24 protein-coding genes, 1 tRNA gene and 2 pseudogenes are annotated in these 25,820 nt (G+C 61.5%); 18 read left to right on the forward strand and 9 right to left on the reverse strand.

The features are described 5' to 3' along the window. The first annotated feature begins 338 nt into the window (after positions 1 to 338). From ACR3FE_RS04710 to ACR3FE_RS04720, 3 genes are all read left to right on the forward strand, one after another. Positions 339 to 3,413: an adenosylcobalamin-dependent ribonucleoside-diphosphate reductase gene (locus ACR3FE_RS04710; RefSeq protein ID WP_458205864.1), complete on the forward strand. Its 3,075-nt coding sequence runs from the start codon at positions 339 to 341 to the stop codon at positions 3,411 to 3,413. Between the two features lie 102 nt (positions 3,414 to 3,515). Then, positions 3,516 to 4,763, forward strand: a complete 1,248-nt coding sequence (locus tag ACR3FE_RS04715; protein ID WP_458205865.1) for a hypothetical protein — start codon at positions 3,516 to 3,518, stop codon at positions 4,761 to 4,763. Between the two features lie 26 nt (positions 4,764 to 4,789). Then, the gene (locus ACR3FE_RS04720; protein WP_458205866.1) at positions 4,790 to 4,912 is read left to right on the forward strand and encodes an HVO_2523 family zinc finger protein; all 123 of its coding nucleotides are present in this window, start codon (positions 4,790 to 4,792) and stop codon (positions 4,910 to 4,912) included. On the opposite strand, the gene ACR3FE_RS04725 is transcribed toward ACR3FE_RS04720, so the two are convergent. Beyond that, a complete protein-coding gene (locus tag ACR3FE_RS04725; protein WP_458205867.1) occupies positions 4,913 to 5,557 on the reverse strand; it encodes a TVP38/TMEM64 family protein in 645 nt (214 codons plus the stop codon). An 86-nt stretch (positions 5,558 to 5,643) separates the two neighbouring features. On the opposite strand from ACR3FE_RS04725, the gene ACR3FE_RS04730 reads away from it, so the two are divergent. Then, on the forward strand, positions 5,644 to 6,006 hold the full coding sequence (locus ACR3FE_RS04730; protein ID WP_458205869.1) for a DUF5830 family protein: 363 nt from the start codon (positions 5,644 to 5,646) through the stop codon (positions 6,004 to 6,006). Positions 6,007 to 6,063: 57 nt separating this feature from the next. Here the strand turns inward: ACR3FE_RS04730 and ACR3FE_RS04735 are convergent. Beyond that, a pseudogene (locus ACR3FE_RS04735) lies at positions 6,064 to 7,126 on the reverse strand (DUF7115 domain-containing protein). Positions 7,127 to 7,345: 219 nt separating this feature from the next. Here ACR3FE_RS04735 and ACR3FE_RS04740 point away from each other — a divergent pair. From ACR3FE_RS04740 to ACR3FE_RS04790, 11 genes are all read left to right on the forward strand, one after another. Continuing rightward, positions 7,346 to 7,494 (forward strand) — tRNA-Met (locus tag ACR3FE_RS04740). Positions 7,495 to 7,857: 363 nt separating this feature from the next. Continuing rightward, complete coding sequence (locus ACR3FE_RS04745; protein WP_458205871.1) at positions 7,858 to 8,118, forward strand: DUF8028 family protein; 261 nt, start codon at positions 7,858 to 7,860, stop codon at positions 8,116 to 8,118. A gap of 194 nt (positions 8,119 to 8,312) precedes the next feature. Further along, entirely contained in the window at positions 8,313 to 9,119 is an 807-nt protein-coding gene (locus ACR3FE_RS04750) for a ZIP family metal transporter (RefSeq protein ID WP_458205872.1), read from the forward strand. 215 nt (positions 9,120 to 9,334) lie between these two features. After that, positions 9,335 to 9,613, forward strand: coding sequence for a DUF8028 family protein (locus ACR3FE_RS04755; RefSeq protein WP_458205873.1), 279 nt, complete (start codon positions 9,335 to 9,337; stop codon positions 9,611 to 9,613). Positions 9,614 to 9,666: 53 nt separating this feature from the next. After that, positions 9,667 to 10,632 (forward strand): aldo/keto reductase, encoded by a 966-nt coding sequence (locus tag ACR3FE_RS04760; RefSeq protein ID WP_458205875.1) that lies wholly within the window; start codon positions 9,667 to 9,669, stop codon positions 10,630 to 10,632. Positions 10,633 to 10,711: 79 nt separating this feature from the next. Continuing rightward, entirely contained in the window at positions 10,712 to 11,095 is a 384-nt protein-coding gene (locus tag ACR3FE_RS04765; protein ID WP_458205876.1) for a DUF7971 family protein, read from the forward strand. After that, positions 11,092 to 11,559 (forward strand): hypothetical protein, encoded by a 468-nt coding sequence (locus ACR3FE_RS04770; protein ID WP_458205877.1) that lies wholly within the window; start codon positions 11,092 to 11,094, stop codon positions 11,557 to 11,559. Before ACR3FE_RS04765 ends, ACR3FE_RS04770 begins: the two co-directional genes overlap by 4 nt. A gap of 130 nt (positions 11,560 to 11,689) precedes the next feature. Next, positions 11,690 to 11,959: a ubiquitin-like small modifier protein 1 gene (locus ACR3FE_RS04775; protein WP_458205878.1), complete on the forward strand. Its 270-nt coding sequence runs from the start codon at positions 11,690 to 11,692 to the stop codon at positions 11,957 to 11,959. Next, positions 11,960 to 12,214 (forward strand): MoaD-like domain-containing protein, encoded by a 255-nt coding sequence (locus ACR3FE_RS04780; protein ID WP_458205880.1) that lies wholly within the window; start codon positions 11,960 to 11,962, stop codon positions 12,212 to 12,214. Between the two features lie 55 nt (positions 12,215 to 12,269). After that, entirely contained in the window at positions 12,270 to 12,641 is a 372-nt protein-coding gene (locus ACR3FE_RS04785) for a DUF8048 family protein (protein WP_458205881.1), read from the forward strand. A 155-nt stretch (positions 12,642 to 12,796) separates the two neighbouring features. Beyond that, a complete protein-coding gene (locus ACR3FE_RS04790) occupies positions 12,797 to 13,933 on the forward strand; it encodes a M48 family metallopeptidase (protein ID WP_458205883.1) in 1,137 nt (378 codons plus the stop codon). Here ACR3FE_RS04790 and ACR3FE_RS04795 read toward each other — a convergent pair. The 4 genes and pseudogenes from ACR3FE_RS04795 to ACR3FE_RS04810 form a co-directional block, all read right to left on the reverse strand. Next, a complete protein-coding gene (locus tag ACR3FE_RS04795; RefSeq protein ID WP_458205885.1) occupies positions 13,893 to 15,107 on the reverse strand; it encodes a trans-sulfuration enzyme family protein in 1,215 nt (404 codons plus the stop codon). The genes ACR3FE_RS04790 and ACR3FE_RS04795 overlap by 41 nt on opposite strands. Before the next feature lie 259 nt (positions 15,108 to 15,366). Then, positions 15,367 to 17,298: an aldehyde ferredoxin oxidoreductase family protein gene (locus ACR3FE_RS04800; RefSeq protein ID WP_458205887.1), complete on the reverse strand. Its 1,932-nt coding sequence runs from the start codon at positions 17,296 to 17,298 to the stop codon at positions 15,367 to 15,369. A gap of 97 nt (positions 17,299 to 17,395) precedes the next feature. After that, positions 17,396 to 18,487 (reverse strand): outer membrane protein assembly factor BamB family protein, encoded by a 1,092-nt coding sequence (locus tag ACR3FE_RS04805; protein ID WP_458205888.1) that lies wholly within the window; start codon positions 18,485 to 18,487, stop codon positions 17,396 to 17,398. Positions 18,488 to 18,506: 19 nt separating this feature from the next. Further along, a pseudogene (locus ACR3FE_RS04810) lies at positions 18,507 to 18,575 on the reverse strand (twin-arginine translocation signal domain-containing protein); the annotation flags it as partial. Positions 18,576 to 18,936: 361 nt separating this feature from the next. Here ACR3FE_RS04810 and ACR3FE_RS04815 point away from each other — a divergent pair. The 3 genes from ACR3FE_RS04815 to ACR3FE_RS04825 all read left to right on the forward strand — a co-directional run bounded on the left by ACR3FE_RS04815 (position 18,937) and on the right by ACR3FE_RS04825 (position 20,984). Beyond that, complete coding sequence (locus tag ACR3FE_RS04815; RefSeq protein ID WP_458205890.1) at positions 18,937 to 19,419, forward strand: VanZ family protein; 483 nt, start codon at positions 18,937 to 18,939, stop codon at positions 19,417 to 19,419. Positions 19,420 to 19,435: 16 nt separating this feature from the next. Beyond that, positions 19,436 to 20,506: an archaeosine biosynthesis radical SAM protein RaSEA gene (locus ACR3FE_RS04820; RefSeq protein WP_458205892.1), complete on the forward strand. Its 1,071-nt coding sequence runs from the start codon at positions 19,436 to 19,438 to the stop codon at positions 20,504 to 20,506. 325 nt (positions 20,507 to 20,831) lie between these two features. Then, positions 20,832 to 20,984 carry a hypothetical protein gene (locus ACR3FE_RS04825; protein WP_458205894.1) on the forward strand — a complete coding sequence of 51 codons (153 nt, stop codon included), beginning with the start codon at positions 20,832 to 20,834 and terminating at the stop codon, positions 20,982 to 20,984. A gap of 470 nt (positions 20,985 to 21,454) precedes the next feature. Here ACR3FE_RS04825 and ACR3FE_RS04830 read toward each other — a convergent pair whose 3' ends face one another. The 3 genes from ACR3FE_RS04830 to tgtA all read right to left on the reverse strand — a co-directional run bounded on the left by ACR3FE_RS04830 (position 21,455) and on the right by tgtA (position 25,814). Further along, positions 21,455 to 22,282 (reverse strand): GNAT family N-acetyltransferase, encoded by an 828-nt coding sequence (locus ACR3FE_RS04830; RefSeq protein ID WP_458205896.1) that lies wholly within the window; start codon positions 22,280 to 22,282, stop codon positions 21,455 to 21,457. An 81-nt stretch (positions 22,283 to 22,363) separates the two neighbouring features. Continuing rightward, on the reverse strand, positions 22,364 to 24,115 hold the full coding sequence (arcS, locus tag ACR3FE_RS04835) for an archaeosine synthase subunit alpha (protein WP_458205897.1): 1,752 nt from the start codon (positions 24,113 to 24,115) through the stop codon (positions 22,364 to 22,366). Between the two features lie 223 nt (positions 24,116 to 24,338). After that, a complete protein-coding gene (gene tgtA, locus ACR3FE_RS04840; protein ID WP_458205899.1) occupies positions 24,339 to 25,814 on the reverse strand; it encodes a tRNA guanosine(15) transglycosylase TgtA in 1,476 nt (491 codons plus the stop codon). Between the last annotated feature and the right edge of the window lie 6 nt (positions 25,815 to 25,820).

Below are 25,820 nucleotides of genomic sequence, written 5' to 3' on the forward strand. Positions count from 1 at the left end.
CGATTCGCTATCGACTCAGGATCGGGAGACGTTGGCGGCGAAACGCTTCGTTACCGTGAGAAATATCTACATACGAGTCACTTTCGCCCCGGTCTGAACACTCTTATATTCCCCGCCGTATTACTCAGAGGTAGGTAGCCAACAGTCGCCAGTCAGGAGACTGTCAACCGAATAGAATAAATCAGAGGCGTCACTGTGCAACTACACTTGCGCTAAAGAAAGCAAACTTAATTTGGGATGGGTTAGATGGATTCTTCGTCACGAATGAAACGGGTATACACACAAATCGAAGGGCGAATCGCCACGAAGAGAACTGATACCGCGGTGGTGACGCTCCTATGAGCGGCGCGCACGAGACGGACGCCGACGAGGTCACCCTTCCGGTCAAGCGAACCGAGGGAGACACTCTCGAAGACCGGATGACGGGCAACGCGTACCACAACATCCTCCCAGCACGGTATCTTCGGAAGGATGCGGATGGGAACCTCGTCGAGACGCAGGAGGACCTCTTCCCGCGCGTTGCGAACAACATCGCACTCGCAGAGGCAGTCTACGAAGCAGAAAAGCAGGACGTCGAGATCAGCGTTACGCCCGACCAGTTGAAACCCGACCACCCTCGGCGGGACGAACTCGCCGCGGAAGTGTTCGGAAAGGGTACTACGGTAGAAGATGGCGCGAAAACCGAACTCACCGTCTATAACGTCAACAAGTTCGCGTACGACACAGTCGTCCCCGAACTTCCCGACGAGATCCGCGAGCACGTCACGTCGGTTCGGGATGAGTTCCGCGACCTGATGGAACAACTGTCGTTCGTCCCGAACTCGCCGACACTCATGAACGCGGGCGACGAACTCCAGCAGTTGTCGGCGTGTTTCGTCGATTCCCCCGACGACGACATCACGGATATCCATCAGACCGCCAAGGAAGCCGCCGAGGTGTTCCAGTCCGGCGGCGGCATGGGCTATGCCTTCTGGCGACTCCGACCGTACGGCGACGCCGTGGGTTCGACGGGCGGTATCGCGTCCGGTCCCATCACGTTCATGCGTACGTACGACCAGATGTGCGAGACCATCGCGCAGGGTGGGGCGCGGCGCGGCGCACAGATGGGTGTCATGCGCGTCTCGCACCCCGACGTCATCCAGTTCATCCACGCCAAGAACAAGGACGTGAGCCTCGCGAACACCCTCCGGCTGAACGACCCCGACGACTACACGCACACGTCGTTCAAGGAGGCGCTCGAAGAGGCCAGGGAACTCATCGACGACGAAGGCCGCGTCCCGAAACACCTCCGGAACGCCGCCGAGGGACACCTCTCGAACTTCAACATCTCCGTCGGCGTCACGGACGACTTCATGGACGCGCTGTACAACGACGAGGAGTTCGTCTTCACCAACCCGCGCACGGAAGAGCCACACGTCGCAACCGAACACACCGAAGAGCTATACGACATGTTCGGTCTCGGCGAGTACGTCGAGGCGGGCGAAGTGCTCTCGATTCCGGCGGCGGTCATCTGGAACCGCGTCGTGGAAGGCGCGTGGGAGAACGGCGAACCCGGCGTCATCTACCTCGAACGAGTGAACAAAGAACACTCCTTCGACGTGGAGAAACACCCGGACCACCGGATTCTGGCGACCAACCCCTGCGGCGAGCAGCCGCTCGAAGAATACGAGGCCTGCAACCTCGGCCACATCAACCTCTCGACGGTCGCCGACCTGGACACGCCGGACTGGCGCGTCTGGTACGACGAGAACGGCGACAACTACGGTTCGCTCTCGGAAGCCGTCGATGCGTTCCTCCGGGACGCCATCGACTGGGACGAGTTCGACCACCGCATCGAGTGGGGGACGCGATTCCTGGAGAACGTCGTCACGATGTCCGACTTCCCGGTCGAGAAGATTGAACAGAAGGTTCGAGACATGCGGAAGATCGGCCTCGGCATCATGGGACTGGCCCAGTTGTACATCCAACTCGGTGTCCGCTACGGCAGCGACGAGGGCAACGAGATCGCCCAGCAGTTGATGACCCACATCAACCACGAGTCGAAGTGGGCGTCCCACGGACTCGCCGAAGAGCGCGGATCGTTCAACGACTGGGACGACTCGAAGTACGCGAACCCCACCGACTACGCCGAGTGGTTCGAGCACCAGACCGGTCTCGACCCCGAGAAGTGGAAGGAAGGGTTCTCCATCCGCAACCACAACACGACGACCATCGCACCGACTGGAACCACGTCGATGGTCGGTAACACCACGGGTGGCTGTGAACCCATCTACAACGTCGCCTACTACAAGAACGTCTCCGACGACGTGCAGGGTGACGAGATGCTCGTGGAGTTCGACGACTACTTCCTCCGCACGCTGGAGGCCAACGACATCGACGTCGAGGCTGTCAAAGAGGAAGCCCAAGAGCAGATGGCGACGAACGAGTTCTCCGGCGTCGAAGGACTCGAAAGCGTTCCGGACGCCATCGGCGAACTGTTCGTCGTGACGGGCGACCTCGCCGGGAAAGAGCACGCTGCAGTACAGTGTGCCTGCCAGCAGGGTGTCGATTCGGCCATCTCGAAGACCTGCAACTTCCCCAACTCCGCGAGCAAGGAGGACATGGACGAGGTATACCGCTACATCTACGACCACGGCGGTAAGGGCGTCACCGTCTACCGCGATGGTACGCGCTCGAAGCAGGTGCTCACCACGCGCGCCGACAACGCCGAGTTCGCCGACGAGAGCGAAGCAGCAGAGACGCTCGTCGAGCAGATCGAGGAGGTGTTCGGCGGCTTCGACAACTTCGTCCAGAACGAGGAGGTTCAAGAAGCACTCGGCGACGAACTGGAAGACCTGCTCGACAGCGGCGTGACGGGCGGCGCGTACGCGCAGGAGCGACCACGTCCGGACGTGCTTCACGGCGTGACCCAGCGCATCGACACCGGCTACGGCAAGATGTACGTCAACATCAACGAGGACGAGAACGGCGAACCGTTCGAACTGTTCGCCACCATCGGAAACTCCGGTGGCTTCACCAACTCCTTCACCGAGGCGCTAGCGAAGGTCATCAGCTACGCGCTCCGGTCGGGTGTCGATCCGAACGAGATCGCCTCCGACCTGCAGGGCATCCGCAGTCCGAAGGTCGCGTGGGACAAAGGCGAGCAGATCAACTCCATCCCGGACGCCATCGGCGTGGCGATGCGACGCTACCTCGATGGCGAGATCGAGAAAGCCTACCCACAACAGGCGACGCTCGAAGAGACGACAGACGACACGGAGACCGACGGCGGGGCGATCGAAGCGAAAGACGCCTCCCAGTCGCTCATCGACGCAGGAGAGAGTCCCGAATGTCCCGAGTGTGGATCACTCTCGCTGTACTTCTCGGAAGGCTGTAAGACCTGCGAGTCCTGTGGCTGGAGCGAGTGCTCGTAAGGTCATCGTAGGTTTCTGATTTTTCGGTCGAAACGGCCAGAACTGACAAGTATTCTGATATCATCTCAGAGAGAAGGTACTCGATATCCGGGGGTAGTGAGAGTGAAATGGTGGAGTGATCGAAAGCGACGAGGGGCCATCCTTGTCGCGGCGGGGTTTCTACTCGTCGGACTCACGTTCGGTGCGAGTTGGGCATTCGCCCCAGATACGAACAAGATAACGTCGCAGGCGGACACGAACACGACCACGCTGGTCGGCGTCCAAGGGCCAGGCTGGGGTGGAAACGTGACCGCGCTCGACAGCAATGGGAGCACGTTGTGGACCGTCGGGAACGCCATCAGCTATCAGGACGTGACGCTGCTCAACAACGGAAGCGTGCTGGCGACCTACGCTGACGGCAACTTCGAGAACTGCGGCCAGTTCGAACCACCATGTAAGCGGACGGGAGTCAGGTTCATCGACCCAGAGCCAACCCCGAAGATCATCGGGCAGTGGAGCTATCCGGTTCGAACCCGGAAGGACAGCGAAGTTCACGACGCGGAGATGCTTCCCAACGGCGAGCTACTCGTCGCGGACATGGAGTACGAGAGCATCTACACTCTGAACCTGAGCTCTGGGGAGCAGACGTGGGTGTGGAACGCGAGTCAGTACTACGATGCACCGCCAGACCCCACGAAGACCGACTGGCTGCACATAAACGACGTCGATCGAATCGCACCAGGGAGATTTCTCGTCTCGGTCAGGAACACGAACCAACTGCTCGTGATCGAACGCGGCAAGGGCGTGGTCGAAGTGATAAACGAGAACCGTGACCCGACGGTGCTCAACAAACAGCACAATCCCCAGTGGCTCGGCGATGGAACCGTCCTCGTCGCCGACTCGGAGAACCACCGCGTCGTCGAACTCCACCGAGACGAATCGAAGGGGAAATGGGAAGTCACGTGGAGCGTCTACGAGGTACAGGGAATCCACTTCGACTGGCCCCGTGACGCAGACCGCCTGCCGAACGGGAACACGCTCATCACGGACAGCCGAAACAATCGGGTGGTCGAGATAACCCAGAACGGGAGTCTGGTCGCAAGTTACCGGGTTCAGTCCCTCCCGTACGAAGCCGACCGTATCCCTGTCGGTGAGTCGCTCGGACGAGCCTACGAACCCCGAGGGGGATACGAGATACTCGGTGACCAGCGGTTGAGAATTCCAGTGCTGTCCTCACTTCTCATCGGTGTTCGACACGTCGTGGCGATCCCATACTGGGTGTCCGAACTGCACATCCTCGTCTCGTTCCTCGCGATCGTGCTCTGTGGGTGGGGTGGACTCCTGATACTGAGAGGCAAGAGAAAACAGTAAACCGACTCGCGAACAGTTCGAGAGGTATGTCCGAGGAACCGAAGGGACGACCCTGTCCGCTCTGTGGTGAGTCCATGTATCGCCGCCACTGCAAGTACGTCTGTCCTCGGCACGGCGTTGTCTACGACTGCTCGGATAACTTCTGGTGACTACGCGCGTCCGAGTGCTTCTCTGGCCGGTTTCACGAGCAACAGCAGTGCCACGACCGCGGCGACAACGACGAGCCACCAGTTCTTGCTCAGTTCGCCGACCGAGAGCACGTCGAGCGAACTTCCGGCCAGGACGGCAGCCGCCATCCACGGGATCTCACCGATGGCCGTGCCGAGGACGAACGCACGCCACGGGACACCCGAAAGACCTGCCGCCGCCGAGACGGGGTCGGATGGAGCCGGGACGAGCCGGGAGGCGACCATCCCGCGCAGGTCCCCCGTCGCATCGAAGAATCGCTCGCCTGAGTCGCCGAAACGACCGAACAGACCCGCATCGACGCGGAAGTATCGGGCCGCAGCGAATGGAAGACAGGCGCTCGCGACCGTCCCCGCGAGCGCGAGCGGGAATCCGACGACGGGACCGTAGACGTAGCCGACAGCGACCGCGACCACCGTGGTCGGCCACGCGAACAGCGGGCGAACGAGATAGACGAGGGTGAACAGTCCGGCGGCGAGGAACGGGTTCGTGGTCACGGCCTCGACCTGCCGAAAGACGAACTGCGGAGAGATGAGAACACCAGCGACGACGACGAGTGCGACCAGAGAGAGGCCAGCGACCTGTCGGCGAATCTGTGTGCGCGCCATTCCACCGGGGATAGCCCCGGTGGTGGTTAAGTTCTTTCCACCCGAGCGCGCAACGTTTAATCCGCTTCGGGTGGGATTCGAATCCGATGGACGTGGACGACGACCCCGTCGCGCTGGGGGTCGAACTACTGAGCAAACTCGAACACGCCGAACTGTCGGTCGCGGAGGCGGTCGACCGCATCGAGACCATCACGACCGACCCGACGGTGACGCGAACGATCCTGGACGAGGCGGAAAAGCGGGGCGTCATCGAACGGGAGAACGGTATCATCCGACCGACTGGTGGTGGGTTCGTCCGTTTCGAGAGCGAAGTGGTGACGAAAGAAGGCGACTTCACCTGTCGCCGCTGTGGGACGGGGATCTCGACGGGGTACTTCATGAAACTCGAAGCCGGTGAACACGGGCCGTTCGGCTCGTCGTGTATCCGGAAAGTCACCGGGCGGGAGTGAAGTTATCAGGTAGGAGTGACGTCGTCGGGTGGGAGTGAGGTTATCGAGAGAAAGAGATCACCGAGCGCGAGTGAGTTCTTCGATGAGCCGCTCGATTGTGTGCTGCTGTCGTTCGAGCAGTTCGTTCTGGCGCTCGACGGCTTCGGTGAGTGCCGCGAGTTGGGCTTCCGTGGGGTCGTCTAGGTTCTCGCTTGCGGATTCGAATCCCGAATCTGCAAATCCGGTAGGTTCTGTTTTCTCATCGGTGGCCGTCTCGGATTCGCTCGTCTCCGATTCCTGTGTTTCGGCAGTTGCTTCGACCGGTTCCGGTTCGGGGTCGACGATATCGCTTTCGTCGATCTGGTCGGCTGGTGGCTCCTCGACCACCTGTCCTTCCTCGTCGAGTTCGGGTGGGTTGGCGTCGAGCGGATCGACACCGCCGCCGAACACGTCGTCCTCGGCGAGTGAGACACTCCGGTCGGCTTCGGGCTCTGATTCCTCGTCGGGGGCGGCGGTTGCCTCGAACTCCGCGTAAGAGTCGACATCGTGGTACGAGAGCAATGCGTGTTCGATGCGCTCACGAACCTCCCGCGTGCGGTCGCTCGGGGTCTTGATCCGTTGTGGACGCCCATCGACTTCGATGATGATCTGCGAAGAGACGTTGCCTTCCTCCACGTCGAGGCGGGTGACGTCGGCGTAGTGGAACTGTTCGAAATCCTCGTCCCAGATCGCTTCACCGACGTGTTTCACGACGCGCGCTGGTGAGCACGAGCGTGAGTTCGCTGAACTGGTAGGTCTGGATGACCTGCTCGTTCGCGTCAGTGACTCCCGCCGCGTTCAAGACACCCGCGATGACGGGATGGAGCGCGTCGTGGAGGCGCTTCGTCGGGACTTTGAACTGGTCGGTGCCGTCGATACCGTAGTCGAGCGAGACGGTGGACTTTCTCCTCCCTTCGGAGACGTCGATTTGTTCTGCCTCGTGTGGATACTCCTCGACCGACTCGTCGCTCAGCAGGCCGTCGGCACGATAGATGAGTGTTCGTGTCGGCGTCACGTAGAGGGCGTCTTCACCGCCGAGTGACACGGTTGCGGCAGCGTGTTCGTCTCCAAGACTGGACTGTACGATTCCGGGAACGCTCATGCAGGGAATGGTCATCCACCTCTCTTAAAATCGCCGGGTGGACATGACACAATCATGACTGGTACGATCACTTTACTTTCCGATGTTCGAATCGCGCCACTGATGGCTGACGTGAGCCACAGAGCCGTACGACAGCGGCGGGTAACGGACGTGGTTCACACTGTCACTCCTGACCGAGATGGGAACTTTAAAGAGTGCCACTTCCCTACCCGTAATCGAGCCCGGGTGGCTTAGCTGGACATAGCGCCGCACTCATAGGGTTCTGAGATTTGGCGCTCAGGCCTTGGAAACCTCGCATGCCCGAGAGGCCCGCCACGCCTCGAACCTGGGACATGCGGAGATCGAGGGTTCGGAGCCCTCCCCGGGCATTTTTCGACGAAAAACCATTCTCGTGGAGTGATGACCATCTTCGTCGAGAGACGACTCCGCCTGTTCTGGCAGAGCGAGACGTTCGACAAGAACTTCCAGCGGGTTGTCTCGACAGAGTACCACTCACTGGATTGAAATTGTCTGTTCCGATATCGCGGTCGAATACGCTGATCGACAGACTCACCACCCTCGGATAGGGAAGACCACCTTAGAATTGGATTTAAAACGTCTAGCGGTTTCTGAGGCGTTTATAAAATGTCGATAAATGGGATAGCAGCGGTAAAACAGCGTAAATTTCGGTGTACACTCAATCCGTTATATGACCCCTCCAGTCGTAGAAAGAGATACATTCGAGAGTAATCATGTCGAGCCCTACGACGATACAGAACGAACACGCATCGGACTTCGAGCTACCAGTTCCACGAACCATCGCCCAGGCCGCAGTGCGAAAGCTCGTCTCACCAGTCCAGTTCATCGGTTTCTGGATGGCTATCGCGCTTCCGTTCGTCTATCTCCCCGTGCTCTATCGGGGAGACCTCTCGACGAACGCCGGGATATTCTCTGCACTGCTTCTGCTCAATCTCGTCGCGGTGATCGCCGGTCACGGCTACAACCGCGACTGAGTGGCTCTTACCGACAGCCGTTGTCGTGTCACGTCTGGGTTCGAATCGCGAGACCTGAATTGCGAGTATACTCTTTCGAAAATATTTTTGATATTTCACAAAATGTAGCACCATTTCCGGACATCAGTTTTTAGGCTGGCCAAAAACGTAAGGTTAGTGATAAGAATTATCCGCGTTCGGTGCCAACTGTGAGTATGGACCTACTGGGCGATTTCACACTGGTGTTCGTCGCGGGGCTTATCACGGCGCTAGCGACCGGCATCGGGGCGCTCCCTTTCTTCCTCGTCGGGGACGTGAGCGACCGCTGGAACGTCGCACTCTGGGGACTCGCCTCGGGGATCATGGTCTCTGCGTCCGTGTTCGGCCTGATATTCGAGGGGCTATCGAGCGCGAACGGCGGGAATCTCACCGGGGTCGTCATCGGACTGTTGACCGGTGTCGGTCTGGTCGTCGTGAGCCACCACATCATCTCGGGAACGGAAGTGAACCCCAAGAAGTACGAGGAAGCCGATTTCAAAAAGCTCGTGCTCATCCTCGGAATCCTCACCGTCCACAGCTTTCCGGAGGGGGTCGCTATCGGCGTCTCGTTCGCCGACCTCGGCTTCGAGGGCGGCACCCAGTTTGCAGGGTTTGCGATACCGCTCCTGGCGATCTTCATGACCGTCGCCATCTCGATCCACAACATCCCCGAGGGGGTCGCCATCTCGATCCCCCTCAACGCGATGGGCGTGAGCAAGTGGCGAATGGTCTGGTGGTCGGTGTTCTCCAGCCTTCCGCAACCGATCGGTGCAGTCATCGCGTACTACTTCGTGCGCGCTGCGCGAGAATTCTTGCCGATGGGCTTTGGCTTCGCCGCAGGGGCGATGATCTATCTCGTCGCCTCCGAGTTCATCCCGGAAGCACTCGAAGTAGGGGAGAACTTACCCGGTAGGGGTCACCGTGAACTGCTTTCGGGACTCACTGCGGGCGTCCTTCTGATGCTTCCACTCGCGTTTATCTGAGTACTATTCGCTCCTATATCCCTCTCAATTAATATTCGGGACATCGAACCTCTCGTTCCGAAATCGGCTGAAAAACGTTTTTGAATCGTATCGTGAGTTCTCTACCGGTCAGAACGAAATCGACGTGTCGGGGTAAACGATGTGAACTCGACCCAACGCTCGTTCCATTATAAGGTCGTTCCTGTCTATCGTTCGACCGGGCACGGTGTGCTACTATGTCGGGAACGCCAACCTACGAGAACGGCAGCGATTCCATCGCCAACCGAATCGCCGTCGGTCGCCAGAAACTCACAGCACTGCACGCAAGATACAGCGAGCATTCGCTCACGACGCCGATCCAGTTCGTCAGTTTCTGGTCGGCAGTCGCAATGCCGTTCCTCTACGTCCCGCTCTTCCTGAATGGTCTCGCTGGCGCAGAGTTGACGGCCTTCCTCGTCCTGTTGGTCTGTAACGTCGTCGCCCTGTTCGCAGGCCACTCCTATGGCCAAGAGTAATCCAGCATTCTGCCTTCGGTCGATTTAACCAGACGCTTCGAAAAGAGGGAGACATGGGACTCGAAACCGTGTCGTTGGGACGTACCGGCACCAAGGTGAGCGAGATCGCATTCGGAACGTGGCGCTTCGGTCGGGAGAACGACGACGGCGAGGTCGAGATCGGCGAGGAGCGAGCGCACGAACTGCTCGACGCCTACGCCGACGCGGGCGGGAACTTCATCGACACCGCCGATATGTACGGTGACGGTGAGAGCGAGCGATACATCGGCAACTGGTTCGCAGACCACGACCGGGAGGACTTCGTCATCGCGTCGAAGATATACTGGCCGACCCGGAAAGACGACCCGAACGGTCGTGGCCTCTCGCGCAAACATCTGCGTCGGCAGATAGACCGTATCCTCGACCGCCTCGGCACGGAGTATCTCGATCTGCTCTACATCCACCGCTGGGACGACGACACACCCGCCGAGGAGTTCATGCGGACGCTCGATACGTTCGTCCGCGATGGGAAGGTGAACTACCTCGGCACTTCGACGCTCGAACCGAACGCCTGGAAAGTCGTGAAGGCGAACGAGATGGAGTACGAATCGTTCCGACTCGCCCAGCCTCGCTACAACCTCGTCAACCGCGAGATCGAGCCGAACTATCTCCCCATGTGCGAGGAGTACGACATCGGTATCATCCCGTGGTCGCCACTCGCTGGCGGGTTCCTGACGGGCAAATACTCGCGCGACGAAGAACCGGCGGAAGGCACCCGTGGTGCGACCGACCAGCAGTTCCGCGACTCCTATCTCACCGAGGAGAACTTCGACGCGCTTGAGACGGTCGAAGCGGTTGCAGAGGAGATCGGAACGACTCCCGCCACGGTCAGCCTCGCGTGGCTGTTGAAGCACGATGCCGTCACCGCCCCCATCGTCGGTGCGCGGACGGTCGAACAGCTGGAAGAGAACCTCGCTGCGACCGAGGTGTCGCTCAGCGACGAGCAGTTCGAACGACTCGCGAGTGCGAAGTCCGCCTGAAAACCCGAAGACCCCGAAGACACCGACGTCGAATCTCCCGAGCCAAGCGTTTTTGACGGATAGCGAACAACCTCATGCCATGGACGAGATCTCGCTCACCATTCCGGAACCGATCGTCGAGTCGCTCCCCGAAGATGGCGACAACGCTGCCCGCGACATGCACGAGGCCGTCGCGGGGTGGGAAACACGACTCAACCGACTCGTCGAGGAGGCCGACTCCGACGGTGACGTGGCCAGCACCGTGGTCGACGTGGTCGAACGCTTCGAGGCGCGCTGGGAGCAGTACGACGATTTCGTCGCGGAACTGCGCGCGTGGGGGCAATCACCCATCTACGCCATGGCGTGGCGAGACCTCCACGCGGCACTCATCCAGCAGCTGTACGACCACGACGACCTCTCGGCACACATCGACCGCGAGCGGAATGCACGCATCGTCAACGACGGCATCCGCTTCGGCAGATGAACGACGACGACCCACCCCTCACCCGCGTTCGGAGAGCGAAGAGTCACCAGTCGCCCACCTCTCTCGTCGATGGTGGTGCGATCGCGGTCGGGATGGTCGTCGCGCTCGGCGTCCATCTCATCCCGGCAGGCCTCTCGCTCGTCGAAACGTCGAGTGCCCTCCTCCAGATATCTGCACTCGCCAGCACGATGGCGCTCCCGGTCGGAAGCCACGTCACGGGACGCTACGCAGGTGGTGATTGGGAACGTGGAGGGGTACACGGCCTGAGTACGGCGACTGGGTCGCTCGCCATCCTCGGCGGTGCCGCCGTCGCATTCGTCGGAGCAGAGCGAGCAGTGGACGAATTCGGTCGCATGCTCGGTGTCGGCGCAGGGATACCCGTGCTCGCGGGCGTGGTCGTCGGTCTCCTCTTCGCCGGAATCGTCGCTGGAGCACTCGGGGCGAAGCGGCGTGAGCGAAGGTAGGAGAGTCACAGACGACAGCGATAGGTGACTCACACCGTCGTCGTCACGACAGCGGTTCCGCACGGATGTATCCCCGACAGCCTTCGCCGGAGGCTGTGCGTTTATTACTCGTCGCGTGCCATCTTCGTGCATGGAACTTACCCTCCGGTTTTTCGCCAACTTCCGGGAAGCAGTCGGGCAGAAGACGCTCGAACGGGAGTATCCGGACGACACGACGGTCGGAGAAGTGCTCGAATCGCTGACCGAGGAGTACGGTCTCGACCTGTTCGAGGACGGTGAGATGCGACCACAGCTATCTATCATGCGAAACGGGAAAGACGTCGTCCACATCGACGGCCGGGAGACCTCGCTTTCGGACGGCGACAGACTGAGCATCTTCCCGCCCGTCGCAGGAGGATAGATGCGACGCGAAAAATCGTTCCGCGGTATCAACGAACGCCTCGCGCGGACGTACCTCGAAAATCTCGGTGGTGAGATACGAGACGACGGCGACGTGAGTGGCGACGGCTGGACGGCCTCTCTCTCCTCCGAGAAGGTGAGTATCGGCCCGACCGTCGAACTGACGGAAGTGACGGTCGTGTTCGAAGGGGAGGAGGAGACCCTCGAACCACTGGTCGAGGATTTCTCACAGAAAGCGATGCGGGCGGGAGGATAGAGCGTAGCGCGGGAAGACAGCCGAAAGTGGCTGGAGAACAGAATTCGATGAACCGATGACCGACGAACGAACCCACCCCATCGACGGCCAGATAGTGCTCTTGGCGGGCGCGAAAGCCAGCATTCCGCTCGAACGGCTCTCTGAACTCCTCGAAGCGACGCAAGCAGACCTCGGGCCGCGACTGGACGACTACCGACAACAGTATGAATGCGTCCACGAGACGCCCGAGCGAAGCGTCTTCCTCGTGGACGAGGGCCACTGGGAGGCGGTCGGTGATCGACTCGGACTCGGACGACGCGAATGGGATGGCGTCCGGCGGGCGCACGTCGAACAACTCCAGCGGATCGGACGACGGGAGGGTCGAGAAGAGGAGTTCGAGACGGCACTGGAGATTCGGACGGCCGTGCTCATCGCTCGACCTGAATGATGCTGGACTCGAGATGAGCGATATTCAGTGGCATCATAACTGCGGGACCTCACTCGTCATAACGAGACAGTAGGTTCTTCGATTGTACTGCTTTGTACTGAAATGTACTACCAGAGTGACAGACAGCGTTCGCCCGGTAGATTGAATCGGCGTGAGTGAGACGCACCGTCGTGTCCGCCATCCCGCTCGCGGTTACCGCCCACGCCGGACTCGCGTTGGCCAGCTACGCCATCGTCCGGACGGTGGCGGCGCGTCTTTCCCGGCGCGACGAACCACCAGAGCGAACCGCTACGCAACTCCGAACGCTCCGTCATCTCGGGTATCTGTTCGGGGGACTCGCCGCCGTTCTGGTCTCGCACGAGATGGGTGTCACGGAAGGGGTCGCAGGTACTCTCACGGCTGTCGTACCGGGAATCGCCGGAACGGGGTACCAGACGGTGGTCGTGGCGAGTCTCGTCGGCGTCGGCCCCGTGCTCGTGGTGGGACTCGCGGTTCGACTGGCCACGGTGCCGTACTGGCGGCAGGTGCGACCGTGGGACGTGACACACGGAGGAGCGATCAGATGGTTCCTCGCCCACCTACCAGTCGTTCCGCTCGTGGTCGCTGGCGGGACGATGCTCGTCTGGGCCGCCCCTGCCGGGTGGGGCCGAGTGCTCGCCACGCTCGTCGTCGTACTCGCCGGAAGTGCCGTGCTGCCGTTCCTCCTCGGCTACGTCCTTCGTTCCCGAAGTCCGTCACAACGCGAACGGGAACTGCTCGAACCGATTCCGCCGGACGTGTCCGTCAGGGTGGTTCCGGACGAGACGCGAATCGGCGTGGCGTTCGCCGCCGGAATACTCCCCGGTGCACGCCGTATCTTCCTCGCCGAGTCGCTGTTCGACGTGCTGGAACGGGACGAACTGGAAGCGGTCGTCGCACATGAACTCGCCCATCATCGTCGCAAACACGTCCTGCTCCGCGTCGTGCTCCCGATCTGTCTCCTCCTTCCGTGGATCGCCGCCATCGAGTTCGGCGTGCCACACGCGCTCGCGGGCGGGACACTCTTCGCGCTCCCGTGCTCACTCCTCCTCTTCCGAGCGATCCGCTGGACGGAGTACGACGCCGACGAGTGGGTCGCCGACCACGCCGCGGGCGACGAACTGGTGCGGGCGCTGGAACGACTCGTCACTCTCCGGTTCGTCGTAACAGGCGTCGGTCGATACGTCACGCTCTTCGCCGCACATCCATCGATAGAAAAGCGGATCGAGCGGCTCAGTCCAGCGACTCGAACGCCGAGTCGAGGTCGGCGATGAGGTCACGCGGATGTTCCACACCGACCGAAACCCGGAGGAGCGCATCGGAGATGCCGATCTCCGCGCGCTCGTCGGGCGTCAGCGGCGAGTGGGTCATGCTCGCGGGGTGTTCGATGAGTGATTCGACGCCACCGAGACTGACCGCCAGCGCGAACTCGTCCAGTTCGGCGACGAATCGCTCGACTGCATCGAGGTCGCCGTCGATCTCGAACGAGAGGACGCCGCCGCCGCCGTCCATCTGTCGCTGCGCGAGTTCGTACTGCGGGTGGGATTCGAGGCCGGGATAGTAGACCGTCGAAACCGCCTCGTGTTCGTCCAGATACGCCGCGATCTCGGCGGCGTTCGTCTCGTGCTGGCGCATCCGCAGTGGCAGCGTCTTCAGCCCACGAAGGGTGAGGAAGGCGTCGAACGGCGCGAGCATGTTGCCCATGCCGACCTGCTGGAGGAAGCCGATCTCCTCGGCCAGTTCGTCGTCGCTCGTGACCGTGACGCCACCGATGGAGTCGCTGTGGCCGTTCAGGTACTTCGTCGTACTGTGGACGACCACGTCCGCACCGAGTTCAAGCGGGCGCTGGAAGTAGGGAGACAAGAAGGTGTTGTCCACGCCGAGCGTCGCGCCGACCGACTCCGCGATGGAGGCGATGGCTTCGATGTCACAGAGCCGGAGGAGCGGGTTCGTCGGCGTCTCCATCCAGATGAGAGCGGTGTCGTCGCGCACCGCGTCCGAGACGGCGTCGGTGTCGCGGGCGTCCACGAAATCGACGGCCACGTCGAGTCGGTCGCGGAAGAGTTCTTTGAGCATCGTCTTCGTCCCGCCGTAGAGGTCGTCGAACGCCACGACGTGGTCGCCGGGCGAGACGGACGCCGTGATCATGGCGACGATGGCCGAGGTGCCGGACGCGAAGGCCATCCCGTGGTCGCCACCTTCGAGCGCCGCCAGTCGCTTCTCCAGTGCGTGCCGGGTCGGGTTGGAGAGACGTGAGTAGAGATACTGGTTCTCGTCGGGGTCGAGATCTTCGAGAGCGATATCGGGGTCGATACCACCGACCTCGTAGGTCGAGGAGAGATGGATCGGCATCGTCACGTCACCTGCTCGTTCGTCGTGCGATGGTTGTTCCGCGTGGGTCACCGCCATCGTTTCGAATTTCGAGGAGTCGCCAGACGGGTCGGTCATTCCACAGTCCCGTTCGTCGACTACACTTAGAAACTTTCGATGCGGCAGGTGTTGCCATGCACCGAGAGTATTGCACTCGTCAGCAAATTATCGCAGGACATTCACCGATAAGTTTCCAAACTAAATAATGCTAAAATTATTCTGTGGGAGAGGGTATTGTGCAGTTTTGAACTCGCGCGACAATCGTGTTCGTACGGGGTTCGAAGCAGAAGACTTGCGCAGTCGAAGCATCCGAAGAAGATCGTCGAGATCGACCGTCTCAGTCGTCGCCGGAGGCTGCCGCACCGCCACGGCTGACGCCGGTTCCCGGCCCGACATCGATACCGAGGTCGTCGAGTTTCTCATCCGGAACGACTCCGTCTTCCCACCCACGCACGTCGTAGTACTCTTCTTTCAGCTTGTCGAGTTCGGCGAGTTCACCCTCGGAGCCACCCTTGCCGGGGATGGCGTCCGGGTGACCGTCCACGAACCGTGCTGGCAGGTCGTCGTCGTCGCCGTCGAAGCCGACGAGGTTGTTGTAGTAGCGTTCGAGGTTGTAGATGCGCTCGCCAGCCTCCATCAGGTCGTCCTCGGTCACGTCGAGGCCGGTCATGCCGTTGTACTGCAAGACGTACTCTTCGATACCTTCCGCGAAGGCGTTGAACTTGCAGATGTCGAACGAGTCGCTGATGGCGTGCATGTCCTGGAAGGTCGCGCACAGTTCGCCCTTGCCTTCCCACTCGGTCGGGTCGGCCTTCTCCGGGATGCCGAGGATCTCGGCGGCAGGCGTGTAGCCGCGCAGGTGGCAGGCACCACGGTTGCTGGTCGCGTAGCCGATCGCCATCCCCTTCATGCTTCGTGGGTCGTAGGCGGCCATCGTCTGGCCTTTCACGTCCAACGCCATCTCGGGGTCGCCGAGTTCGGTCGCGGCACCCGCCGCACCCTTGGCGAGCAGCTCTGCGAGTTCGTCTTCGCGGTGGGATACGCGGTCGATCATATCGACCATCGTATCCACGTCGCCCCATTCGAGACCTTCGTCGAGACGACCTTCCTCGGTGGCTTCCATCGCCATCGCCATCGTGTTGCCCATCTCGATGGTGTCGAGCGCCATGTCGTTACAGCGGTCGATCATCAGGGCGACCTTGTCGCGGTCGTCGTTCATGGAGTTCGGTCCGAGTGCCCACGCCGACTCGTACTCGTAGGATTCCATCCGGACGTTCATGTCCTCGCCTTTGTGGTGGACCTGCACCTCGACCTCCTTCTTACAGGCGACCGGACAGGAGTGACAGGTCGGCTCGTCCACGAGGATGTTCTCGCGGACGTTCTCGCCCGAGACGCGTTCGGCGTCGATGTTCGGTTCGCTGGTGTCGGACTCGGCTTCGCTGTGTGTGCTGGTGTACTTCGCGTTCCGGGTCGGCAGACCGTCCATCTCCTCGGTGACGTTCATCAGGACGTTCGTCCCGAACATCGACAGACCTCCCTCGTTGGGGGCGGTCACGTCGGATTCCTGGATGGCCTGCATGGCCTGCTGGTGACCCTTCTGGAACGTCTCCGAGTCGGCAGGCTGTGGCATCTTCGTCGTGGATTTGACGACGATGGCCTTGAGACCCTTCGCCCCCATCACGGCACCCGTGCCACCGCGACCGCTAGCTCGGTCGTCCTCGTTGATGATGCAGGCGAATCGCACCTTATTCTCACCTGCTGGCCCGATAGCCATCATCGAGAGGTTCTTACCGTACGAACCCTCGACTTCTTCCTCCAGGGTGTCGCGCGTCTCGTGGACGCCCTTCCCCCATAGATGTGATGCATCGCGGAGTTCGACTTCGCCATCCTCGACGACCGCGTAGACGGGGTCGTCGGATTCACCTTCGAAGAGGAGACCGTCGAACCCGGCCCACTTCAGGCGTGCACCGCTCCAGCCACCGTGGTGCGAGTCGGTCACCGTGTTCGTCAGCGGCGACTTGGTACAGACCGCGATTCGGCCACTCATCACGGTCTGTGTTCCCGTGAGTGGGCCGTTCATGAACGCCAGCAGGTTGTCCGGCCCGAGTGGGTCGACGTCCGGCCCCTGGTCGAACACGTACTTTACACCCAGCCCACGTGCGCCGATGTACTTCTTCGCGTCGTCGTCGTCGATACCCTCGTAGTTTACCGCCCCATCGGAGAGATCGATGCGGGCCACGTGATCTTGAAAACCGCCTAACTCGGTCATGGTAATATCCAGTGTTTATATTGGACTGCTATCGTGTTAGGCGTTCCCACGTTTGCGTAACCGAAAATGGTTACATGGACTGATGGCGGCGAGAGTATCACTCGTCGCGGGCGAACGAGTAGACGTAGCCGGTCTGATCGTCTTTGGCGGTGGAGTAGACTGCGTCGTCGGTGACAGCAGGGGTGGTCATGATCGACTCCGACGATTCCCACCGTGTTCGTTCGGTTCCGTCGGCACCATCGAGTTCGTACGTCCGACGATTCGCACCGACGAAGACGGCGTCGCCGCTGACGATCGCCCGACTCAGATAATTGTCGCCTCGCGGTTCCTCGAACCGCCAGCGTTCGGCTCCACTGGTCGCGTCCAGGGCGATGAGCCGACCGAGTCCCCCCTCGGAGTTGGTGACGTAGAGCGTCTCGTCACCTGTGGCGAGACGGACCGGAGTGTCGTTTCCGAAGGCGTTCGTCCAGTGTTCCGACCCGTCCGACGAATCGAATGCGAGCGTCTCGCCGTCCCTACCTCCGTAGACGGTGTCGCCACCGGCAGCGAACTCGTAGAAGTTGTCGTACTTGTCGTCTGCGTACGCCGCGCGAACGCACCCGTCGTCTGGGTCGAGTTTCCAGAGCGTTCGCTCGTCCAGGGGGAACACCGATCCGTTCACGACTGCCACGCCGGGCGTCATCCGTGCGTATTCGCAGCCAGCACCGTCGAACGTCCATCTCGTCTCGCCGGTCTTCGCGTCGAAGGCGTACAGTTTCGGACTCGGGTCGAACCGAGGGGATGGAACGTAGACGGTTCCCTCGTGAACGACCGGATCGGCGGAGACGCCACTTTCGATAGCGGTACTCCACTCGACGGCGCCAGACTTGGCGTTCAGTGCGGTGAAACTCCGGTTTCCTCTGGCGTAGACGATACCGTCGGCGTAGACGGGGCTGAAGACTCGAAAGTCGTCGGGGCGAGCGCGCCAGCGTTTCTCTCCGCTGATCCGGTCGATGGCGTACACGTACCCATCACTCGTCCCGACGAAGACGGACGTCGTCGAGACGGCCGCAGCGTCGTATATCGGTTCCTCTGTGCTATATCGCCAGTTCGTTCCCGGTGCCAGATCCGTGGGTGTACTCCCCTCGACACTCGCGGGTTGGATGTCGGTCCGGGGGGGTCTCGCTCCTCTCGTCCGTGGTTCGAACACCAGACTTGGTCGCTGCCGTGCCGACGCTCGCGGTACCGGCTACGACGCCGACAGTCTTCAGAAACGTCCGTCGAGTATTCTCGGGCATACTACGGGAAAATGTCGTGAGACAACGATGTTTGCTATCAGGACGTTAAACCGATTTCGTGTATTTTCACTCCGTTTCACCAGTCAGCCAGAAGATGTTACATATCGAACCCGCACTTTCGAATAATGCGATGTAGAGATCACTAACCGCCGCGACTGGAACCGGGTAGTAACCGGTTCGTCCCGGCGAATACACCTGCTCGTGCGTACTCGAATCGAAGAGTGATCTGGTGTTGACATCCGGCTGCACGTCCATGAAACGATTAGTTGTTCGATAACGGAGAACGTCTAGACTGGGTAGCCGAACGACCGTTCACTCGCGGACGACGACTTTTTTATGATACTCACCGATCGAACGGGACGTGTATCGGATTCCGCCACGCACTCGTTGGGTCGCCGTCCTCGTCGTCGCAGGTGCCATCTGTTACTTCTCGGTGTTCACGACGCCCGACCCTGGTGTGACACCGATGGGACCGCTCGGACTCGTCGGGGCGGACAAATGGTATCACGCGGTCGGCTACGGTGGCCTTGGTGCCGTGCTCGCGTTCGCGCTGGCGGGCAGGCACGCACACTCGCAGTCGCGTGGCGGGCAGGCACAGGGCACTCGTGCTCGCACTTGCGTTCGCGTGACCGGCGAGCGCAGAGCAGGCGTGCTCGCAATCGCGGGCGCGACCGGTTACGGGGTAGCGATGGAACTCGTGCAGTGGCCGATACCCCTTCGCCACGCTTCGGTCGGAGATGTCGTCGCCGACGCGCTGGGGGCGACGGTAGCGGTCGCGGTCTGGTGGGCGCTCTCTCGGGCGGGCGGTCGCGCTCGGCGAGACGAAGCCGATTTACGCGCGTAGCCGCTTTCCCTCGATAATGAGCAAGCCGAGTCCCGAGGGGTACGAACAGGGCAAGGGTATGGACGCCCACAACGCCGTGATGCGCGATATTCGCGCTCGAAAGGAGAAACAGTACGACCCACACGAGCCGACGCGAGTGTGGCTGGACGAAGACAACACGCCGGACGGTGTCTACCAGAGTCTCACCATCATCCTCAACACCGGGGGCTGTCGCTGGGCGCGTGCTGGCGGCTGTACGATGTGTGGCTACGTCGCCGAGTCAGTGGAGGGTGGAAGCGTGCCCCACGAAGCCCTGATGGATCAAATTGAGGTCTGTCTCGAGCACGAACGCGAGCAGGCCGACGAGAAGAGCGGTCTCATCAAGATATACACCTCCGGGTCGTTCCTGGACGAGCGCGAGGTCGGCGCGGAGACCCGACAGGCCATCGCGGAGACGTTCGCAGACCGCGACCGGATCGTCGTCGAGAGCCTGCCGGACTTCGTGGAGCGAGAAAAGTTGGAAGACTTCACGAGCGTCGGACTGGAGACCGACGTGGCCATCGGGCTGGAGACGGCGAACGACCGCGTGCGCAAGGACTGCGTGAACAAGTACTTCGACTTCGACCAGTTCATCGAGGCAAGCGAGCACGCCGAATCGGTCGGCGCGGGTATCAAAGCCTATCTGCTGATGAAACCGCCCTTCCTCTCGGAGTCAGAGGCGGTTCAGGACATGAAAGAGTCCATCCGGAAATGTGCCGAGTACGCCCACACCGTCTCGATGAATCCCACCAACGTCCAGCGGTACACGATGGTGGACGAGTTGTACTTCCGGAACGGCTACCGCCCGCCGTGGCTCTGGAGCGTCTGTGAGGTGCTGCAGGACACCGCCGATGCACCCGCTATCGTCGTCTCCGACCCCGTCGGACACGGGAGCGACCGCGGGCCGCACAACTGCGGCGAGTGCGACGACCTCGCGCAGAAGGCGATCAAGGATTTCGACCTGCGCCAAGACCCATCGGTCTTCGATGAGGTGTCCTGCGAGTGTGAGCGGACGTGGGAAGCGGTGATGGAGCGCGAAAAGAGCTTCAATCTCCCACTGACGCGGTAGTCGGTATCGATTCTTGGCTTTCGGTGGTCAGCCTCGATTCGATTCGCTATTCTGTCCGATGATCGGCTTCGATCCTCTATTCTGACCGGGGGTCGGCCCCGATTCGATACTCCGTTCTTCGACGGTAGTCGGCGTTGATGCTGGGGGTAGGGTCGTCCTACTCCCGCTACGACGCGGATAACAAAGTAGTCGCCACGCGACGACCTAACCAGGGTGACAGACGTCAACAGGCGTCACACACGATGGCCAACACGGAGGGTGACTACGAAACGATCTTCTGTTCGAACGGCTGGGTCGAGATCCGGAACCCGGAGTGCGTAGAACAGTGGATAGCAACCGATTCACCGACCGAGGTGCAGCGATGACGGTCGCCGGGCCGATCATCCTCTGGCCGCTGTTGGTAGTGTTCGTCTGGGGGCTTCTCGTGGGCGCAGTGTGGTCGCTCCTCGTCGCACACGGGCGACGAAATCGGGAGTAACACACCGCCAACAGGACGTTTCTAGCAGGATTCGAGTTCGGGACTGTGGGTGTCGGTGGAGAGCTGTATTCTGGCGCTACAGCTAGCTTTCTTCGGAAGTAGGTGGTTGCCGGTGACGAAGTGGTGACGCAGACCGACGCTCGAGCAACGCCTACGGAAGAGCGAAACGCTTCCGTGGCCGAGGAAACCTTCGATTTTCCGCGGCAACGGGCGAATGAAGGCGGGAACGAGTGGCGCAGCCACGAGTGACCGACTGAACGAGGACGTGACCAGGTGCTAACGTCTGCAATAGCTACATCTCTACTAGCGTCAGTTTTACCTGTAGAGGATGTGACAATGTGGGATCGGTCGCCAATCGTAGTCACACAGTATGGCAGGCAAACACGAGTATGCCAGTACATTTCAGTACATTTCAGTAGATATCAGTACAGTCGAGAAAGACGACAGAGCCGACGTTCCACCGCGCTCCGTCAGAGACGGCGGGCCATCATCACTTCGTCGACGAACTCGTCGTCGACGAGGTAGTGGTCTTCCCGAACCGCTTCGGTCTCCCAGCCGTGTTCCTCCAGCAGTTCGATGGCCGTCTCGTTGGTCGCCGGAACGCTCTGGTAGACCTTCTGGTAGCCTGCGTCGTCCGCCCAGTCCATCGCACGCTCCAGCAGTCGGCCACCGATCCCGTGCTCGCGGTAGGGTTCTCGTACACCGACCGTCAGTTCGGCGATGTGCCGCAGTTTGTCGAGTTCCGGCGCGTCCAGGTGAACCCATCCGACGACCTCGTCCTTTCCATCATCTTCGCCGTTTCCGTCGTCTTCGACGTCGTCCAGGGTCGCCACGTAGAACATCCGCGACCGGCGGTCGTTGTGGCGCAACAGCGCACCCTCGTCGTCGATGTCGGCCGCGACTCGCTCCGCGGAGATCGACGCACCTTCGTCCGCCACCTCTCGAATCACGGTCTCGATGTCCGTCCAATCGGACTGGCGAGCGGGCCGGATTCGATAGGAGAGGTCGCGTTCCTCGTACGATTCGACGCCTTCGTCCAGTGCGAGGTGAAGGGTTCGCCCGCGTTGTACGAGGTGCCCGTCGTCGACCAGCACCGTGACATGGTCGTGGAACTCGCCCGGCGGGATGCGAGCCTTCGGTTCCGTCGTCCCCGAACGTGCTGGCTTCGACCCCGTGGGTGCCTCAATGCGAACCGCGTCACGAACCTCCTCGATGGTGGCGGCACCTCGTTGTTCGACCTGCTGGTAGATACGTCGGTGAACGGTGTCCTCGAATTCGATTTCGGTCGGCGCTCCCATATACGGGGGTACCGACGCGGAGACGGTTATCGTTTTTCGCTTCTTTCCGACCGTTGGTAGATTTCGTCGTCTATCGATTCCTTACTTCTCTTCGACGTGGCGAACCTCTACCGCGATGCCGCGCGTCGATTCGGCCATCTCGGCTCCTGCCATCTCCGCGCGGCCGATGGCGAACGCTTTCGGCCCTTCGACGACCACTTCGTCGCCGACGCGGATGTCGGCGTCCGCGTCCACGACGCCCGGCGCGAGGACGCTTCCGTGCGGTGCGAAGGCGTCGATCTCGACCCGCTTTTCGGGCACGTCGCTTTCGACCCACGCTTTCGCTCCCGCGAGCGTGAACGAGAGGACACCGTACTGGGGCACCATCGCCGCGAGTTGTTCGCCCTCGGCATCGTGAACGCGGAGTTTGGGGTGGCGACTCTGGATGGTGATGTCCGAGAAGAGGTCCTCGCCCGCACTCTCGCCGAACTGGTAATCCGCGATGGCTCGAACGGTGTTGTGCTGGCGTTCGCGCTTTCCGTATTTCAACTCACCCGAGAGTTCGCTGGCGAGGTTGCCGAGCGATTCGGTGCTCGTCGGGTGGCCCTCGACGGTGTACGTGAACTCCAGGCCGAGCGCGTCTTCGACTCGTTCGCACACGTCGCGGTAGCCCTCGTCGGGGACGTGGGCGATGATCTTCGGGTACTCGTTTCGCTCCAGATAGCGGCGCAGTACCTCGGCGACGAACTGCGTTTCGTCCTCGCTCCAGCGCCCGGTCACCACCGAGTCGTAGTGCTGGGCCGGGTAGGTGAGTTCGAGTTCCTGCGGCACGACGCCGATGGGACTCGTCATCGACACCTTGTGGGCCTTGAACTGGATGGCGTCGTGGTACTGGCCGTGGCTCTGAGACTCGCTGTAGGGTTTCTTCGCCGAGCACGGCACGAGCACGAGGGGATTCTGGAATCGGTTCCGATAGCGCGTCGTCACGCGGTCGGCGAACCGCTGGATCTCGACTCGGCGCAACGAGTCTTCCGTCGCCGCGCTGAGTTCGGCGTTCCGGATGACTGGCGTCCGCCGTTCGAGGTAGTTCCACTCTTGATCGAACTCCCGGAACGCGGCGGTGAGCCACTGGTCGTGACGAGCCTGCCCTTCGACGTAATCCCGGAGTCGCCCGTTCCGGATCCGCTGGCGAACCACACCCAGTTCGGCCCGGAGCGCGGCGACGTTGTGCTCGACGCAGTGCTCGCGGGTGAACTCCGCCACGGTGCGCTGGCAGGCCGGACAGGAACAGGGGAGCTCGCGCAACTCGTCCAGATGGTACTCACCCTCCGTCGTCAGGTACTTGCCCTGCGTTCCCTTCACCACGGCCCGGTCCGCGTCCACGAGATCGACCCCGGCGTAGACCAGCGTGGCGACGTTCCGCGGCGTGGCGACCCCCGAGAGCAGGAGCGCGCTGTCCGACGGAATCGCCTCTCGTGTGTCGATGATTGCTTCCCTGAAACCCGCGCCGTGGCCGACGAATCCGCGCGCCCCCGAGAGAACGTAGGCGTCGGTGCCGAAATCCTCTGCCGTCTCCGGCGCGATCACCGCGGCACTCGGAAACTCCACGGCCGGGTAGTCCACCCCGAACGACTCCATCACTTCCTCGTCGGTGCCACTCGGAAACGCGCGGTGGGGCAGGACGGTCAGCTTCGACTCGTCACCCTCCGGCAGTTCGTGCTCCTTGAACCAGAGGCTCCCCGCGTCGTCCAGCACGTCGTCGACCAGTCCGGGCGTGGGCACGGACTCCGCGAGGCGGAGTTCCCCGATGCGGGCCGCCCCATCCCTGTCGTGAACCTCGAAATAGTCGGTCATACCCGACTTTCGGGGGAGCGGCCTGAACTATCTTGCGTAACTGCGTTGGTTGTGCTCGGGTTGGGCTTCGTCACGCCACCGATGAGCTATCGAATTCGGCGGCAAAATCGACGTGACGATGACTATCGATAGGCTCTAGCACGAGCAGACACTCCATCTTCACCAACCTCTCTCAGATTTCCCGCGGAAAACCGAACAGTACTCGAACGACGTCGATTACGGATTACCCTTGATCGCTCAAGTCCACGACGTGGATCGATTCGGGAACCAGCGCCAGCGCCGACTCAGGCCAGTCGTGGTGCGCCAGCGTGAACTCCGTCTCCGGGTTCAGTTCGACCAGTCGCGCAACCCCTCGGGCCGCCGACTCGTACCCGGCGCCGTCCATGCGCTCGGGAATCTCGGCCGTCAAGGGGTAGGTCTCCGAGAGGGCGCGGGGGAACGGGCCGAACGGCGGGACGACGTTCCACGACTCGTCGTAGTTCGTGCTCGGGTTGCCTTCCGTCAGGAGCACGCGACCTTCGGGATTCAACCGCGACAGTCGCTCGTGGTGGCGCAGCACTTCGGGTCTGTCGGCGCTCTCGCTGGAGAGGTAGAAGAAAGCTCCCTTCGAGGCGGGGTCGGCGCGTTCGAGCTGGTCGGCGTGCGACCCGAGTGCGCGATAGCCGTCGAGCATGGCGGGGTGGGCGCGAGCGCGGTTCTCCACCAGTTCGAAGAGGTCGCCCGAGCGAATCGCCTGCTTGACGGTTCGAATCTCCTCGAACGTGACGTGGAGGTTGTGCTCGGCCAGCAGTTCCTCGCGCTCCCTGTCGTCGAACCCTCGCAGTTCGTCCGGCGTGTAGTTCGCGCAGATGGGGCACGAACAGGGGAAGTAGTCGAGGTCGTCCAACTGCTGTGTCCCGCGCACCGTCAGATAGCGGTCGTCGCGGGCGTAGAGCGCGTAGGCCGCCGAGTCGAACAGGTCACAGCCCATGGCGACCGCCAGCGCGAACATCATCGGGTGGCCCGCGCCGAACAGGTGGACCGGCGCGTCTGCACCGAGTCCGCGTTTCGCAGCGGCGACGATGTCCACCATCTCGCCGTACCGGTACTCGTTCATCAGCGGGACGACCGCTCCGACCGGGAACACGTCGAGCGTCGTGTCGTAGGCGTGCCGACCGGCCTGCTCGCGGAGGTCGGTATACGTCGAACCCTGTACCGGCGCGTTGACGAGCATATCGCCGACGTCGACGGTTTCTGCGAGTTCGAGGCGTTCCTGGGTCGTTTCGAGTTCCACCTCGGCCTGCTCGCGGTCGGTGTCCGGTGGCGTCGGGATGTCCACCGGTGTTCCGATGTCCGAGCCGATATCGTGCTGGAACTGCAGTATCTCCTCGGTCGTCACGCTGATCTCGCCGTATTCGGCGAGTTGGAACGACCCGGAGTCGGTCATGATTGCGCCGTCGAAATCGAGGAGGTCGTGCAAGCCGACGTCGAGCACTTCCTCGCGGAAGTCTTCGCTCTTGTAGAGGATGTAGGAGTTCGTGATGAGGATCTCAGCACCGAATTCGGATTCGAGCCGAGAGGGTTCGACCGTCACCACGTGCGGGTTGACGACCGGCAAGAGTGCTGGCGTCTCGACCGTCACGCCAGCCCGCGGGACGGTGAGTTCCCCGATGCGACCCCCACCGTCCTGTGAGCGAATCTCGAAGATGTCTCGTTCCATTAGTCC

Source organism: Haladaptatus rarus (assembly GCF_054177585.1).

Bases quoted from the DNA above. Each gene is read 5' to 3' on its own strand.
- ACR3FE_RS04710 (WP_458205864.1), top strand. From the start codon at position 339: ATGAGCGGCGCGCACGAGACGGACGCCGACGAGGTCACCCTTCCGGTC.
- ACR3FE_RS04720 (WP_458205866.1), top strand. From the start codon at position 4,790: ATGTCCGAGGAACCGAAGGGACGACCCTGTCCGCTCTGTGGTGAGTCC.
- ACR3FE_RS04725 (WP_458205867.1), bottom strand. From the start codon at position 5,557: ATGGCGCGCACACAGATTCGCCGACAGGTCGCTGGCCTCTCTCTGGTC.
- ACR3FE_RS04730 (WP_458205869.1), top strand. From the start codon at position 5,644: ATGGACGTGGACGACGACCCCGTCGCGCTGGGGGTCGAACTACTGAGC.
- ACR3FE_RS04745 (WP_458205871.1), top strand. From the start codon at position 7,858: ATGTCGAGCCCTACGACGATACAGAACGAACACGCATCGGACTTCGAG.
- ACR3FE_RS04750 (WP_458205872.1), top strand. From the start codon at position 8,313: ATGGACCTACTGGGCGATTTCACACTGGTGTTCGTCGCGGGGCTTATC.
- ACR3FE_RS04755 (WP_458205873.1), top strand. From the start codon at position 9,335: ATGTCGGGAACGCCAACCTACGAGAACGGCAGCGATTCCATCGCCAAC.
- ACR3FE_RS04760 (WP_458205875.1), top strand. From the start codon at position 9,667: ATGGGACTCGAAACCGTGTCGTTGGGACGTACCGGCACCAAGGTGAGC.
- ACR3FE_RS04765 (WP_458205876.1), top strand. From the start codon at position 10,712: ATGGACGAGATCTCGCTCACCATTCCGGAACCGATCGTCGAGTCGCTC.
- ACR3FE_RS04770 (WP_458205877.1), top strand. From the start codon at position 11,092: ATGAACGACGACGACCCACCCCTCACCCGCGTTCGGAGAGCGAAGAGT.
- ACR3FE_RS04775 (WP_458205878.1), top strand. From the start codon at position 11,690: ATGGAACTTACCCTCCGGTTTTTCGCCAACTTCCGGGAAGCAGTCGGG.
- ACR3FE_RS04780 (WP_458205880.1), top strand. From the start codon at position 11,960: ATGCGACGCGAAAAATCGTTCCGCGGTATCAACGAACGCCTCGCGCGG.
- ACR3FE_RS04785 (WP_458205881.1), top strand. From the start codon at position 12,270: ATGACCGACGAACGAACCCACCCCATCGACGGCCAGATAGTGCTCTTG.
- ACR3FE_RS04795 (WP_458205885.1), bottom strand. From the start codon at position 15,107: ATGACCGACCCGTCTGGCGACTCCTCGAAATTCGAAACGATGGCGGTG.
- ACR3FE_RS04800 (WP_458205887.1), bottom strand. From the start codon at position 17,298: ATGACCGAGTTAGGCGGTTTTCAAGATCACGTGGCCCGCATCGATCTC.
- ACR3FE_RS04820 (WP_458205892.1), top strand. From the start codon at position 19,436: ATGAGCAAGCCGAGTCCCGAGGGGTACGAACAGGGCAAGGGTATGGAC.
- ACR3FE_RS04830 (WP_458205896.1), bottom strand. From the start codon at position 22,282: ATGGGAGCGCCGACCGAAATCGAATTCGAGGACACCGTTCACCGACGT.
- arcS (WP_458205897.1), bottom strand. From the start codon at position 24,115: ATGACCGACTATTTCGAGGTTCACGACAGGGATGGGGCGGCCCGCATC.
- tgtA (WP_458205899.1), bottom strand. From the start codon at position 25,814: ATGGAACGAGACATCTTCGAGATTCGCTCACAGGACGGTGGGGGTCGC.